Origin of the sequence: Flavobacterium fluvii (assembly GCF_900129545.1) — a bacterium.
GTDB lineage: Bacteria > Bacteroidota > Bacteroidia > Flavobacteriales > Flavobacteriaceae > Flavobacterium > Flavobacterium fluvii.
Genome location: NZ_FQWB01000001.1, coordinates 571,668 through 587,072, shown reverse-complemented (window position 1 = coordinate 587,072; position 15,405 = coordinate 571,668). Strand labels below are relative to the sequence as shown.

Genomic DNA, 15,405 nt, shown 5'->3' with positions numbered 1-15,405 from the left:
AGAATTCAAATGAAAAAAATAGCAATACTGTCTTTTTTACTCTTGACTGTAACTTCGGGTTACAGCCAAGAGTTAAATTTACCGGTTTTCACGCAATATTTAGCCGATAATCCCTTCGTGATTTCTCCTACTTATGCCGGAATTGGCGATAATCTTAGAATCAGGGCTAACGGGCTAACGCAATGGGTCGGGATAAAAGACGCTCCCGACAATCAATCCATATATGGAGATTTTAGAATTGCTGATCGTTCAGGAGTTGGAGTTTCTTTCTACAATGACAAAAATGGAAATACCAATCAAGCGGGGGCCAAATTCTCTTTTGCCCATCATTTAATATTGGATTATTATTCCAAACAATATTTGTCATTTGGGATGTCTTACAACATCAACACATTTAGTATTGACATCGCAAATTTAGTTCCCAATAATCCTGATTTTGCCATTACAGACGACAGAAAGGTTTCAAACAATAATTTTGACGTTGGATTTCTGTATCGCAAGGATAATTTTTATTTGAGTTTGAATGCCAACAATATTTTGAATAAAGACATCGACCAATTTTCCGGATATAAAATAGAACCCAATTTGCTCCGAAATTATCAAGTGTATACCGGTTATGTCATCAAGATTCCCAATTGGGCCGAGATTGAACCTTCTGCCTATTTCCAATTATTTGAAAGTGATGGACGTTCGAGCACCGATTTGAATATCAAGTATCGAAAATACAACCGGGATGATGATTACTATTGGGTAGGAATGTCCTATCGTTTTCTTAATGACCAAGTATTGAAACCTTTAAATTTGGGGCCAATGGCGGGATTCAAAAAATCCATTTTCTATTTTGGATATTCTTATCAAATGACTTTCAATGAAATGACGGCCTTTAATTCTGGTACGCACATGATCACCGTAGGATTGGACTTCCTTCAAGGAATCAGCGACTGTCCATGTACCCAAAGTCCTGTACACGACTAATGCCGTTTTTTACACAAAATTAATCATAGCTTAACCGAAATATTTGTTCCATTTTCATCCATTTTTCGCCATTATTGGCTCCTGGAGGCACTTATTAAAACCCCCGCATTAGATTTTTCCACTCCTGAATTTTTGGGTTGGCTGCTTCTTTTTTAATTGAGGTTTGCTATTATTGACACGAAAATTGAGATTAAGCTATATTAAAATAAATCTCTATGCCTATGTTTTTATTGTGTATAAATTACAGCTCCTCCATTGGCAGATAATTTTAATTCATACATAGTGTTTTTTTCAATTTTTCTTGTTAGATATTCAGAATCCATACCTTTACTATCTTGTATCACGGAGACTTTTTTACCCTTCAACATTGGTAAATTTACTTTAATAGTCCTTTCAATATTCCCGCCGTTTATTGCTCCAATGTACCATTGAGTTCCTTTTCGACGAGCAATAACACAATATTTACCCGGATAACCGTCTATAAATATAGTTTCGTCCCAAACAGTCGGCACTTTTTTAATATAATCGAATAAATACGATGGTTTTTCCTTTAAATTTTCAGGGGTTAGTCCCCAATGTTGTACTGCCGAAAAAAACAGTATCGCAGTTGCCATCTCAAATGCATCTGTTGTACGACGAATTGTTCCCTTGTTTTGATTACGATTCAAACGGCTGTTTAAAAAAACAGGACCAAAATCCATAGAGGACACGGCATTTCGCGTAAAAGGATATATCGTTGCCGTAGATGGATAGCGATCAGCGAATGCTTGTTGAAAAACTAAATTTTCCGAAGCTAAAACTGCTTCGCTAGTCATATAATTAGGATACATTCTTTCCCAGCCTCTTGGCAATGTAGTTCCGTGAAAATTAACATTCAGCCCGTAAGTGGCCGCGTCAACAAGTATGTCATGATACAGCTCCATGGTAACCTGCTTGTCTCCTCCAAAAAAATCTATTTTTAGGCCTTTTACACCAATTTCCTGAAGCCATTGCATTTCTTTAATACGGGCTTCATGTGTATCCATAAGGTTTTTGGGAGTTTGAGGCGTTTCATTCCAATTACCATTTGAATTGTACCACAACAGTACGTCCACATTTTTCGATTTAGCATAATTGACTAAATCAACCATCTTGTTTTTTCCAATTTTCACATCCCAAAGCGCATCAATCAATACAAATTCACATTTTAATTCGGATGCTAAATCAATATATTTTATCTGGTCTTCATAATTGCAACTGGCATCCTGCCAAATAATCCAACTCCATGCTGCACGACCACTATAATATTTTTTGGAAGTGTCTACAAGCGGTTTAACCAAATCAGTTGCGGCAGTAGATTCTACAATGGGCTTTAGATTGTTTCCAAGTGTAATCGTTTTCCATGAAGTTTGCATTGGTAATTTTGCTTTTGCAGTAATAGCTCCAATGTTGTTGTTCTCGCCTGCTTGAGGAAACATCACGGTATAAACACCATCAGTAGACGCATCGCTAATTCGAGTTCCAACATAGTTATTGGCAACACCTGTTTCGGATATAAGTAGCCATCCATTTGTATTCAAGTGAAAAAGCGCGGGATAAGTATACCCTAATCCGTATTCCGATTTCTTGCCCACAGCTTCTTCTCTTGTATATTCTTCTTCGTAGGAAGGTTTGCTCTTTTTATATCCTGTCATGGCAGGTGCCTGAGGCGTAATAAAAGTAGTTGCTTCTTTAGGGATTTTAAAACCCGTTAGTTCTTTCTCAACAGTGCAATCTATTGCTCCTCTTCCGTTTCGTGGTATATTGTAAGTGAACGCTACATCTGTATTTGTTATCCTAAAAATAATGTCAATTGTATCCTTTTTTACATTTACAAAAGAGCATTTCAACTCATTGGCATTGTAGTTTACTGTACTAACTTTAGAATGATTCAAGCTATATGTCTCCTTTATTTTACGATTTGAATGATTAACAACTTCTAAATCTTTTGAAAAATCACCAATTGAGGTCAATAATCCTAAAGGGGACTTGCCTATAAATTCAACATTTTTATACTGCACGCTGTAATATGCTTTACCATTCGTAAGCTCAACATTTAGTTTGATACTTTTATCCGGACTTGAAGACAATAGTTTTGACTGCGAATAAAACACGGTAGATACAAGTAATAATGTAAAACTTAAAAATGTTTTGGTAATCACTGTTGACATATTTATTGATTTATGATTTTGTTATAGATAAAAAATATTTTGACTAATTTATAATAAAAAAACTACCTCCGTAAACGTTTACGAACTAATCCATGTTTATAATTCGAAAAAATATTCAACACAAAGCATCATAAATTATAGTTCATAGTGTATTAGAGTTTAAAAATCTGCTCCATTTCCACCCATTTTTCGCCATCCTTGGCGCCTGGAGGTGCTTGTTGAAACTTCCACATTAATTCTTCCCACTCCTGTACTTTTGGGTTGGCGGCATCCATTTTTTGTTTGCGCTCCGGCGTAAACGTTTCGTCCACTTCCATAATCATGAATAATCTGTTGGCCAAGATGTAAATTTCCATGTCTATAATTCCGGCATCCCGGATACTTTTAGTAATTTCAGGCCAGGTATTGTCATTAGAATGGTAGCTTTTGTACTGTTCCATTAGTTCTGGATTATCAACTAAATCACAGGCGTAGCATAATTTTTTTGAAACCATAAATTCCCTTTTAAATTTAAATAATCTCCAGTGCGTTGGCAAACGAAGCTTCCGGTTTTTGGTTAGGAAAATAGACTTCAAGAGCCTGTGAATCCTGCTTGAACTTCAATTTTTCGCCAGTGCTTACTAGTTTTACCTGTTTTATTTTGTCGAAATGATGAGGTGATTCTTTGCCCAAACTTTTAATAATTGCTGTGCCGTTTTCCGGCCAAGCCATAACGGTAGCATAAAGCGTCTTGTCTTTTTGCGCAAAACGAATGTCTTCTGAAGTATACGGTTTCCCTTTCCCTTCATTGAACCCTTGAGCGGTTAAAGCTCCGGCACTTCCTTGCTGCGGGCCTTCGCCAAATATTTTCCAAGGTCGGGTTCCATAAATACTTTTGCTGTTTAGTTTCATCCAAACACCAATTTCTTTCACAATTTCGCGTTCTAATTCGTCGATGCTTCCGTCTCCACGCACCGGAATATTGAGCATTAAATTTCCGTTTTTACTGACCACATCGATCAGCGTATGAATAACGGTTTTAGCTGATTTGTAACGTTTGTTCGTATAATAATCACGGTGGTAGTGCCAGTTGCCAATACAGGTATCAGTTTGCCAAGGCAAAGGTTCAATGGCATTGCTTTGACCTTTTTCAATGTCCCAAACGATGGCTTTTTTTTGCTGCTCGTTTAAAATTTTGCCCGTAATTACCGCTTGAACTGTTTTATTTTTTTGAAGACTTTTATTGTACATGTGTGCCGCTATACGCAAACCGGCATCACTGACAGGCCACAAAGGCAATGCAGTGTCATCAAAATAAATCATGTCGGGATTGTATTTATCGATCAAATCAATCGTTCTGTCATGGAATTTTTCAGAATAAGCTGAAGATGGTATTGAAGCCCCATCTGCCCAATCCCATTGACTGTGTACAGATGACTTATTTGAAGGTTTCACGCTCAATGTATGATTTTGTGCGTACAATTCCTGGGGATCTAAACCTTCCCACCAAGTTCCGACTCCATCAGCTTTGGTCAATTTTCCGTCATAAGGCACTCCCGCCAAAGCCCCGTTTTTATCAGAGCCCTGAGAAGTATCAAACCAATTCCAGGCGTGGGCAGCGTGGACACTCACCGCAAATGGAAGACCTGCTTTGCGAGCCGCCTTTTCCCATCCGGCAATGATGTCTTTTTTGGGACCTACTTTGGTCGAATTCCAATGTGGTTGGTATTTGCTGTCATACAAATCCAGATTGTCATGATGATTGGCCATGGCCATAAAATATTTGGCGCCAGAATCCTTATACAAATTCACCAATTCTTCTGGATTCCAGTTGTCGGCTTTCCAAACATTGATGACGTCTTTAAAACCAAATTTGGATGGATGACCGTATTTTTCGACATGAAATTTATATTGGCGTGAACCTTCTTCATACATCCCTCGTCCATACCAATCGCCGGCTTCTGGTTCGCATTGAGGTCCCCAATGTGCCCACATTCCAAATTTGGCATCCCGAAACCAATCGGGTACTTGATATTTCTCTAGCGAATCCCAAGTAGGTTCAAAAGTCCCTTTGAAAACGGGAGTTTCAAGAATACGGGACTGACCCAATAAAGGAGATAGATAGAGTCCAGCCAGTGCTGATACGCCTAGTTTTAAAGCATTTCTTCTGTTCATCTTTTCATGATTTGCATTGTAATTTATATATTTCCGACTTTGTTGGTTTGTTTCCTGTTTTAATTTAATAGTAAAACAGGCTTAAAAACTTTTTATATGACACATATTTTATCGATAAATTTGATTATTGATTTTTTTAATCCATTATTTTGGAATAATTAAAACAAATGTAGCCGAGATTCAGTAATTTTATTTTACACAAAACCGATTTTTTATTATTTAAAACCGATTTTTATCAATTAATATGTCCAAAAGTATTTTCAAATATTCTTTCTCTCTGTTGCATATAGATTATGTGAAGCTTAACCATAATTGGAATTTTAACAACGTTATCAGTCCGTATTATCGGTTGTATTATATTGATGAAGGTATGGGATTTATTTCCGACAGTTCCATTCGACTGACTTTAGAGCCGGGTTATCTGTACCTCATTCCCAGTTTTACGATATGCAATTTGAACTGCGATACTTATTTGAGCCAGTATTTCATCCAGTTTTTCGAGGAATCTCCCGACGGAATCTCCTTGTTTACCAATAATAGGTCGGTGATGAAGATAGCGGCTACCGAAATTGACATAATTCTTGTCAAAAAATTGTTTCAAAGTAATCCTGGAAGAGGAATTAATAGGTCAAATAATCCGAAAGTTTATGAAAAAGAAGTTTATTACAAGGAGTATCAGTTGCTTAATGATGAAATCAAAACGCATCTCAAGTTTGAAAATCAAGGAATCCTGCTTCAGCTGATTTCCAGATTCTTGGGTTCAAATGGTTTCAAGTCAAACAATTCTCAATCCACACCTTCCAAAATTCTCGATACGATGAGTTATGTGCAACTTCACTTGGACGAAAATCTTACGGTGACACAATTGGCCAAAAGAGTAAACCAGAATCAAGATTATTTTTCAAAACAATTTCTGATTCATACCGGGCAAAGACCTTTAAATTATATTCATGAAAAAAAGATAGAAAGAGCGCAATACCTCATTGCCACCACGGATAAAACATTCTTGGAAATCGCCATGGACACGGGATTTTCCAATTTGCCGCACTTTTCAAAAAAATTCAAACAAATCGTTAGCCTGACGCCGGGGGAATACCGTCATCAAAACAGCCATTTAAAATAAGGAATGGATAATCAAGCCTTTTTATTTTTGATTCAGTTTTTGCATAATTTCAATTTCAGTGTCGATTTTAATTAAACCACGTCTGGAACGATCCAAATCCAATGTGATAAAAATCACGACACAGATTAAAAGGCAAAAACCCAAAATAAAATTCCGTTCTATTTTTTTCTCCAATCCTGATTTATAGCCAATGTACAATGAAATAATGACTGAAAAAATCAACAACAAATAGACGATGGTTTCCGGCACTTTCGAATTAAAAACAATATTTGATTTGGATGCGCTGTCAAACATGTCGTTTAAAGCAGGCAGCATCATGTTCGATTGGATAAAATAATTTTTGTCTTTGGCAAAAAAACTGGCACGATTCCACAACTTGTCGCTCATTTCTGCCGATTTTTTCAAAGAGGCATTTATTTTGGCTTCGTCGTTACCCAAAGTGTAAAAATCTCTTCGGGAGTCCAGATAGGATTCAAAATCCTTTTTAAACTCCATTTTCAAACTGTCGGGATAAATATCTGACCTTAAAATGGCGGTGCCAATGCAGTTGGCTTCATCGATTAAATTATTTTTCCTGTCATCGTAACGAGAATTGGACATTCCGAAAGTAAAAGCCATCAACAAAGCCAACAATCCCAACAAAGGAGATAAAAGTTCTGTTCCCATTGTAGAGGCTTTCGGGTTTTTGGAAGCTATTTTGTAACCTATCCAAACCGCTACAAGCATCGAAAAAAACAAAAGGAGAACAATGTAAAATGCGTCTAAATCATTTAAAAAAGAATGTACCATAGTTAGTTGATTTTGTTGATTTCTTGCTGATTATTTTTCCGGAAAGAGGTTCAAATATTTTCAGTAAAATAAAGATACACTTTTTTAAATTAAATTTGAAAAACGGAAAAGTGATTGTGTTATAACGTTTTCGTTAGAAGATTAACATGATTTTAGAACTATTCTTATTTTTAAGTTCCTGAAAAGTTCTATATTTGTCATTCTTTCAAAAAAACTAAAAAATAATATACATGAGAACTATAAACGATTTCAATTTCAAAAACAAAAAAGCCATAATCAGAGTTGATTTTAATGTGCCTTTAGATGAAAATTTCAATGTAACTGACGCAACTCGTATTGAAGCGGCAAAACCTACAATCGACAAAATTCTTGCCGATGGTGGAAGCGTGATTTTGATGTCGCATTTGGGACGACCAAAAGGTGTGGAAAAAAAATATTCATTGGAACATATTGTAAAAAAAGCTTCTGAAATTTTGGGTCAAACCGTTTATTTTGCGCCTGATTGCATCGGGAGTGATGCAGAGAAAGCGGTAAGTGCTTTAGAAGCAGGACAAATTTTGTTGTTGGAAAATTTACGTTTTTATGCTGAAGAAGAAGCAGGAGATGTTGCTTTTGCAGAAAAATTGGCGTCACTTGGAGATATTTATGTGAACGACGCTTTTGGAACAGCACACAGAGCACACGCTTCTACAACCATAATTGCCCAGTTTTTTCCAGTAGAGAAATGTTTCGGATTATTATTGGCCAGAGAAATCGAAAGCTTGAACAAAGTTTTGAAAGATTCAGTGAAACCAGTAACCGCAGTTCTTGGAGGTTCGAAAGTTTCTTCAAAAATTACGGTTATCGAAAATATTTTAGATAAAGTGGACCACATGATCATAGGTGGTGGAATGACTTTTACTTTTGTGAAAGCTTTAGGTGGCAAAGTAGGTAATTCCATTTGTGAAGACGACAAACAAGAATTGGCATTGGAAATCTTGAGATTGGCCAAAGAAAAAGGAGTTCAAATTCATATTCCTGTAGATGTTGTGGCGGCAGACGATTTTTCGAATACAGCCAATACACAAATAGTTGATGTAAGAGAAATTCCTGATGGATGGGAAGGATTGGATGCAGGTCCAAAATCTTTGGAGAACTTCAAAAAAGTAATTTTAGAATCAAAAACCATTCTTTGGAACGGGCCTTTAGGCGTTTTCGAAATGGAGAGTTTTGCCAACGGAACCATTGAATTGGGTAACTTTATTGCAGAAGCAACTGCAAACGGAGCGTTCTCGCTTGTTGGTGGTGGCGACTCTGTTGCAGCGGTAAAACAATTTGGGTTTGAGGATAAAGTAAGCTATGTTTCTACAGGTGGAGGAGCCATGTTGGAGATGCTTGAAGGTAGGATTTTACCGGGAATTGCAGCTATTTTGGAGTAAAAAATGCATTTTTAACAATATTTAGTGAAATTTTTAGTTATAACGTACTATGTTTGCAAAAGATGATTTGGTTTTAATCATTTGAAACATAGAACGTTGATTAAAAAGTATGAATATAAAAAACACCACAATATCGTTTTTTCTATTATTGTCAATGTCTTTGTTTTCGCAGAAATCTGTAGAAAACAAAGGGATTGTCAAAAATGAAGCCAATGCTTTCTATTTGGATTCCATCAAAAAGACTTTCGTAAAAGACGATTTGGCTGCTTGTGTCGATAGCCTGTGGATGAAGGAATTGGCTAATTTGGACATCTACAATGATATTTCAAGTGATATAAAAAATATCAATATCGACGAAAAAGTCGATTATGAATTGCCTACTGAGTTGTTGAAGGAACGACTGGCTGCAATGGACGCCAAATCACCATTCAATATCGAATACAATCCAGGCCTGGAAAACATCATCAAGTCATTTCTAAAGAACAGAAAAAAATCTTATGAGCGTTTAATGGCCATTTCAGAATATTATTTTCCACTTTTTGAAGAGGCTTTGGCCAAACAAAATGTGCCATTGGAGATAAAATATTTGGCGGTAGTGGAATCTGCATTGAATCCAAAAGCGGTTTCAAGAGTAGGAGCAACGGGACTTTGGCAGTTTATGTACCATACAGGAAAGCAATACAATCTAAAAATTGATTCCTATGTAGATGATCGAAGCGACCCGCTAAAAGCCAGTGAAGCCGCAGCCCAATACATGAGCAATATGTATGCTATTTTTGGTGACTGGGATTTGGTTTTGGCTTCCTATAATTCGGGGCCGGGCAATGTTGCCAAAGCGATTCGTCGTTCTGGAGGACAGCAGAACTACTGGAATATAAGAAAAAACTTGCCAAAAGAAACCCAAGGTTATCTTCCTGCTTTTTTGGCGACTATGTACATATATGAATACCACAAAGAACACGGAATTGTCCCTAATAGAGCGGCAATAAAACATTTTGCAACAGACACCATATTGATTAAAAAGGAAATGTCGTTCAAACAAATTTCAGATTTGCTTGATATTCCCGTGTCGCAATTGCAATTGTTGAATCCGTCCTACAAAATGAACGTGGTTCCGTTTTATCACGATCAACCTCATTTTTTAAGATTACCAAAAGACAAAATTTCGGTTTTCGCTTCAAACGAGGACAAAATTTATGCTTATGCACAGCGTGAATTGGATTTTCGTGAAAGACCATTCCAGGTTGCAAAAGCGCTTGTTGCAACGGATACATTGAATTATACCCAGCAGCAAGTAACTCTTGCCAAAACAAAATATTACACCGTAAAACGAGGTGATAATTTGGGTGAAATTGCCGACAAATACAATGTTAGCGTTGCTGACATCAAAAAATGGAATAAACTAAAAAGCAGTACGGTTTCTAGTGGCAAAAGCCTGAAAATCATAACTAACGAAAGCTTTGTTAAAACGGTCAAGAAAGAACCAAAAACAGACAAAGATTCTTTGGTAGTTAAAAATGACAGTCCACAAATAGCGTCTTCAGAAACCAAAACAAACAAAGAAGAAAAAGCTAAAAAAGACACATTAACTACTGCCGTTGCTACTTATTACGTAGTTCAAAAAGGAGATAATTTGAGCAACATAGCCAAGAAATACAATGTTTCAGTCGAGGAAATAAAAGAGTGGAACAATCTTTCGAATGCCTCAATCCAATTGGGACTTTCGTTGCAAGTGGCCAAAAAAGAAGAGAATACCAAAGAAGAATTGGCAGTGGCTCCAAAGATGGAAAACGTGGAATACATCGTTAAAAAAGGAGACAATCTTGGAAGTATTGCCAAAAAATACGGTAGTTCTGTAGATGATTTGAAACTATGGAATAACTTGTCCGACAACAACATAGCTTTAGGAAAAAGTTTAATTGTTGCCAAAAGTGAAATGGCAGTTGAAAGTAAAGCTGTTGCCGAAACATTCAAGAAAAAGGATAATTTGGCTTCATCTTCAAAAAGTAAGAACTACGATTATTTAGTACAAAAAGGAGATTCTTTATACAGCATTTCAAAAAAATACCCAGGAGTTACTATTTCAGATATTAAAAAATGGAACAATATCAAGGGAGAAGAGCTTAAACCTGGAATGAAACTAAAAATAAACGGATAGATTTATACCAATGTTCAAAAAAATAATTGTTGCTTTTACCTTTCTTTGCCTTTTAAATTCTTGTGCCGTACATCAAAAAAGCTTGTCAATGAATGATTGGTATGCTTTTACCAAAACTAACACGGATAGAATTGAACCTTCTAAAGTATATGAGTTTTCCGATGGAATGATAAGAATGCACGGAGATAACATTGGTTATTTGATGACCAAAAAAAGTTATAAAAATTTTGAACTTAGCATGGAATTCCGTTGGAATACAGAAGAAAAATTTCATAGGGACAACAGTAAAAAAAATAGTGGTGTCATGTACAACATACCTGTAGATTCACCCGACAACATTTGGCCCAAAGGAATCCAATTTCAAATAAAAGAAAACACTACAGGCGATTTCATCTTTTTGGACAAAGTGACTGCAAAAGTCAACGGAAAATGGGTTGAGGCTGGTGCCAGTGTCACTTCTCCCAAATTTAGCGCCAACGAGAATGCTTATGGCGAATGGAATACCATTGTCATCAAATCATTCAACGGAAAAATTACCCAATATTTGAACGGGAAGTTGGTAAACGAATGTACCGAATCTACTTCTGTGGAAGGAAAAATTTCTTTAAATTATGAAGGTTCACCAATTGATTTCAAGAACATCCAGTTAAAAAACATTTCGAAATTGTAAACTAATATTCTTCCGAAGGCTTTTTTTCTCTTTCTTTGATAATTAACTACAGGATCAATGAATAAAAACCTTTTTTTATTGCTGTGCTTTTTCTCGATTTTGTTTTTCTCTTGTAAGAAGAAAGAGGAAGACATGCCAAGAAAAGCGACAGGAAAAATAAACACTATTTCGGTTGTAATCGACGACCAGTTATGGAATGGCGAGGTTGGCGACCGCATTAGAAACAAGTTTGCATCGCCCGTTATTGCCTTGCCGCAAGAAGAGCCCCTTTTCACGATAAACCAATATCCCGCCAAATTAATGGAAGGGTTTATGACAGACAGCAGGACGATTATCGTTGTCAAAAAAGAGAACAAAACGCAATTCACCATAAAGAAAAACCAATACGCTTCCCCTCAAAACGTGTTTCATATTTCTGGAATGACAAATACCGCCATTCTTGAAATCATTGAAAAAAATGCGCCCAAAATAATTCAAATCATAAAGGAAACCGAAATTGCCGAAAGCCAAAGAATCAACAGTCGATCTTTGCTCAATCCGATAATAATCAAGAACAAATTCAAGATTTCCTTAAAAGTTCCTTCTGGCTATTCGTATGCACTACAAAAAAGTAAATTTCTCTGGTTGAAAAAAGAAATTATCAGTGGCAATACCAGTATTTTGATCTATGAAGTTCCAATAAGTTCGATCAAAAAAGCGCCCAATCAAATTGCAAACATTGTCAAAATGCGGGATTCCATAGGCGATTTATACATTCGAGGGACAGAACTGGACACGCACATGATTACCGAAGATGGCTATGCCCCTTATCTTTTTAAAACCAGGCTAAACGGAATAGAAACCTATGAAACCAGGGGAACTTGGGAGCTTAAAAACGATTTTATGTCGGGGCCTTTTGTCAATTATGCCATAATAGACAAGGAACACGATAGAATATTGGTGTTGGAAGGATTTTGTTATTCGCCTTCAAAAGCTGAACGCGATTTGATGCACGAATTAGAGGCCATTATTAAATCGATTGATATTTTAAAGTAAGTTATGGGCATACAATGGAAAATAAAACCTTTTGAGGATCTTTCGGTAAACGAGCTGTATGATATTTTGAAGTTGAGAAGCGAGATATTTGTGGTGGAACAAAATTGTGTTTACCTCGATATTGATGGAAAAGACAAACTGGCATTGCATCTTTTTGGCGAATTCGATGGCAAAATCGTGGCCTATTCAAGACTTTTCAAACCAGGTATTAGTTATGAAAATTCCTCGATAGGAAGAGTGGTTGTCGATGCCAATTATCGGGACAGAAAATGGGGTCAAGACCTGATGCGAGAAGCCATTGCCGGGATCAAGAATCATTTTGGCGAAAGCAAAATCACCATTGGAGCGCAATTGTATTTGAAGAAATTCTACGAGAGCCACGGATTTGTCCAATCCAGCGAAATGTATTTGGAAGACGATATTCCGCATATAGAAATGAAAAGGGGATGATTACAATTTAGTAATCAATAATTCCACTCTTCTGTCAAACGCATCACCTTTTCCAAGCGGAAATTGGTTTCCATACCCCTTATAAGTCATTCGATATGGACTTATTCCTTTGGAACGAAGATACGAAAACACGTTTTTGGCTCTATTTAGCGAAAGATTCCTGTTTTGGGTCTCTTTGTCAATTGCATCCGAATATTTGCTTGAGGTACAACATACGTGGCCTTTAATTTCAAATCGAAGTGTCTTGTGCTTTTCCAATGAAACAATGGTTCTGTCCAATTCTTTCTTGGCTTCCATGGAAAGAACGCTGGAACCCATTTCGAAGTGGACCCATTCTAAAGTGATGAGGTCGCCCACTTTTGGGTTTGAAGGGACATAATTAAAAACCGATTTTTTGACAAAAACCAGATCGACACGCCTGTTTTTATAGCGTGTTCTTTCCAAATTTTTCACGGTGTCTTTATCCAGATTTACTCGTCCTTTGCCTTCGCAAATAAAAATCTTGTTTTGTGAAATCCCGTTTGCCAGCAGTATTTTTTGGACAGTGGACACTCTTTTGTCAGACAATTTGTTGTTGTAATCTTCGCTTCCCCGGTCGTCACAATAACCATAAAGTTGAACGGATTCAAATTGGGAAGAATTGGGAGAGTTGACCAAGTAAATGATTGTATTTATTTCATTTTTGTTCAAAACGAATTTGTCAAATTCAAAATATACGGATTGAACGGCATTTTCTTGGGCTGAAAGAAAACCAAAAGTTAGAAAAAGCAGTATTTGAAACCCTCTTTTCATCACATTTTCAAGATGCTTTTGTATTCGGCACTATTGTTCAGAACGTTCACGGCTTTCTTGATTTCGGAGTTGTTTTTCAGGTAATATTGATACAAACCTTCTTGGTATTGATAGCGTTTAATGATTTCGTCCGTGATTAAATTTTTGATTTCCTTTTGATTTTTATCCAATAATTTTTCTTCACTTTTTTGAAGTGCAGTCAGTAATTGTTGGTATTCCGCACTAATGTTTTCGTCTACTTTTTCTTTTTTGGCAACAGCCAAAGTGTTTTTCAGTGCCAATTCCGTATCGGTGTCAAAAGAAAATTTTTGGGTTTTCAGAAACTGTTTGAAATCAAGGAAATCGGAATCCGAAAAGTTTGGAATTTGATTGCCTAAATTTGGATTTTTGTAATAATAAGCCGTTACATAATTGAAAATCCCGTCATTTTTCACCAAGGCAGCAGTTATTGGGCTCAGCTTGGTTTCTTCCAGTTCGATGTCGGGCTGGATTCCGCCGCCATCATAAACGGTTCTGCCTTTGCGGGTTTTGAAGGCGTTGTAATTCTTGGCATCCGTTTTTGTGGCGATTCCGTTTTTGTCTTTATGAGAATAATCCAAAGCTTGAATGCATCTTCCGGAAGGCGTGTAATAACGGGAAATGGTCACTTTTAGTTGGGTTCCATAAGTCAAATCCACTGGTCTTTGCACCAATCCTTTTCCGAAACTTCGGCTGCCAATAACCACGGCGCGATCCAAGTCCTGCAAAGCTCCCGAAACAATTTCCGAAGCCGAGGCACTCGAGCCGTTGACCAAAATAGCCAATGGAATCTCGGTGTCTACAGGTTCTTTGGAGGTTTTGTAGGTGTTGTTGTGTTTCTCTATTTTTGATTTTGTGGTAACGATGATTTCGTTTTTCGGCACAAATAAATTGCAAATATTTACTGCTTCATTCAAAAGTCCACCCGGATTTCCCCTTAAGTCAAGAACAATTCTCTCGGCTCCTTCTTTTTTTAATTGTTCCAATGCCTGTTTGGTTTCAAAAGAAGCTTTTTGGTTGAAACGCGCCAAAACGATGTAACCAGTTTTCTCGTCTATTTTTCCATAGAACGGCACCGATTTGATTTCCACTTCGTCCAGAACGATTTGGGTCGTGTTTGTTTTGCCTTGGCGAATGTATTTGACATCGATTTTGGTGTTTTTGGCACCCCTGAAAAGTTGCGAGGCATCGTCCTTGAAATCAGACAAAAGCACATCGCCTATTTGAATCACTTCGTCCCCGGCTTTAAGACCGGCTTTGTCGGCAGGGAAATTTTTGTAAGGTTCGCGGATGATTAATTTGTCTTCTTTTCGGGTTATCAGTGCGCCAATTCCGGTGTATTCGCCGGTGTTGTTGATTTTGAATTTGACAACATCCTGCTCGTTGAAATACACCGTGTAAGGATCCAGACTGACCAACATTCCCTTGATGGCTTTGTCCATTAAATCACCTGGGTTGGTTTCGTCCACATAATTATTGTTCAACTCCTTGAAAAGGGTCGTGAATATTTCCACTTGCTTGGCAATTTCAAAAAAATCGTCTTTGAAACTAACGCCTACAAACAAAAATGCCGAAGCCAGGACAGGAAGGATGAATTTTTTTTTGAAAGGAGAAGTCATATTTTAGGATTGGCT

13 protein-coding genes are annotated in these 15,405 nt (G+C 37.0%); 7 read left to right on the top strand and 6 right to left on the bottom strand.

Annotated elements, in window-relative coordinates; genetic code table 11:
- Positions 1-9 precede the first annotated feature (9 nt).
- A complete protein-coding gene (locus BUC16_RS02520; RefSeq protein ID WP_073367682.1) occupies positions 10-975 on the top strand; it encodes a PorP/SprF family type IX secretion system membrane protein in 966 nt (321 codons plus the stop codon).
- A 227-nt stretch (positions 976-1,202) separates the two neighbouring features.
- Here the strand turns inward: BUC16_RS02520 and BUC16_RS02515 are convergent, their stop codons facing one another.
- From BUC16_RS02515 to BUC16_RS02505, 3 genes are all read right to left on the bottom strand, one after another.
- Complete coding sequence (locus BUC16_RS02515) at positions 1,203-3,164, bottom strand: glycoside hydrolase family 97 protein (protein ID WP_073367680.1); 1,962 nt, start codon at positions 3,162-3,164, stop codon at positions 1,203-1,205.
- A gap of 152 nt (positions 3,165-3,316) precedes the next feature.
- Positions 3,317-3,658: an L-rhamnose mutarotase gene (locus BUC16_RS02510; protein WP_073367678.1), complete on the bottom strand. Its 342-nt coding sequence runs from the start codon at positions 3,656-3,658 to the stop codon at positions 3,317-3,319.
- A 16-nt stretch (positions 3,659-3,674) separates the two neighbouring features.
- Positions 3,675-5,318: an alpha-L-fucosidase gene (locus BUC16_RS02505; RefSeq protein WP_073367677.1), complete on the bottom strand. Its 1,644-nt coding sequence runs from the start codon at positions 5,316-5,318 to the stop codon at positions 3,675-3,677.
- A 244-nt stretch (positions 5,319-5,562) separates the two neighbouring features.
- Here BUC16_RS02505 and BUC16_RS02500 point away from each other — a divergent pair, with 244 nt between their 5' ends.
- Positions 5,563-6,441, top strand: coding sequence for a helix-turn-helix domain-containing protein (locus BUC16_RS02500; RefSeq protein WP_073367675.1), 879 nt, complete (start codon positions 5,563-5,565; stop codon positions 6,439-6,441).
- A gap of 21 nt (positions 6,442-6,462) precedes the next feature.
- Here the strand turns inward: BUC16_RS02500 and BUC16_RS02495 are convergent, their stop codons facing one another.
- Positions 6,463-7,230: a hypothetical protein gene (locus tag BUC16_RS02495; RefSeq protein WP_141226061.1), complete on the bottom strand. Its 768-nt coding sequence runs from the start codon at positions 7,228-7,230 to the stop codon at positions 6,463-6,465.
- Between the two features lie 230 nt (positions 7,231-7,460).
- Here BUC16_RS02495 and BUC16_RS02490 point away from each other — a divergent pair, with 230 nt between their 5' ends.
- The 5 genes from BUC16_RS02490 (at position 7,461) to BUC16_RS02470 (ending at position 12,961) form a co-directional block, all read left to right on the top strand.
- Positions 7,461-8,648 carry a phosphoglycerate kinase gene (locus BUC16_RS02490; RefSeq protein WP_073367672.1) on the top strand — a complete coding sequence of 396 codons (1,188 nt, stop codon included), beginning with the start codon at positions 7,461-7,463 and terminating at the stop codon, positions 8,646-8,648.
- 109 nt (positions 8,649-8,757) lie between these two features.
- Positions 8,758-10,806, top strand: a complete 2,049-nt coding sequence (locus tag BUC16_RS02485) for a LysM peptidoglycan-binding domain-containing protein (RefSeq protein WP_073367670.1) — start codon at positions 8,758-8,760, stop codon at positions 10,804-10,806.
- 88 nt (positions 10,807-10,894) lie between these two features.
- On the top strand, positions 10,895-11,476 hold the full coding sequence (locus BUC16_RS02480; RefSeq protein ID WP_141226060.1) for a 3-keto-disaccharide hydrolase: 582 nt from the start codon (positions 10,895-10,897) through the stop codon (positions 11,474-11,476).
- Between the two features lie 57 nt (positions 11,477-11,533).
- The gene (locus tag BUC16_RS02475) at positions 11,534-12,511 is read left to right on the top strand and encodes a DUF4837 family protein (RefSeq protein WP_073367667.1); all 978 of its coding nucleotides are present in this window, start codon (positions 11,534-11,536) and stop codon (positions 12,509-12,511) included.
- A 3-nt stretch (positions 12,512-12,514) separates the two neighbouring features.
- The gene (locus BUC16_RS02470) at positions 12,515-12,961 is read left to right on the top strand and encodes a GNAT family N-acetyltransferase (protein ID WP_073367666.1); all 447 of its coding nucleotides are present in this window, start codon (positions 12,515-12,517) and stop codon (positions 12,959-12,961) included.
- Here the strand turns inward: BUC16_RS02470 and BUC16_RS02465 are convergent, their stop codons facing one another.
- Both BUC16_RS02465 and BUC16_RS02460 read right to left on the bottom strand, forming a co-directional pair.
- Positions 12,962-13,753 carry an OmpA family protein gene (locus tag BUC16_RS02465; RefSeq protein WP_073367664.1) on the bottom strand — a complete coding sequence of 264 codons (792 nt, stop codon included), beginning with the start codon at positions 13,751-13,753 and terminating at the stop codon, positions 12,962-12,964.
- Complete coding sequence (locus BUC16_RS02460) at positions 13,753-15,390, bottom strand: S41 family peptidase (RefSeq protein ID WP_073367662.1); 1,638 nt, start codon at positions 15,388-15,390, stop codon at positions 13,753-13,755. Before BUC16_RS02460 ends, BUC16_RS02465 begins: the two co-directional genes overlap by 1 nt.
- Between the last annotated feature and the right edge of the window lie 15 nt (positions 15,391-15,405).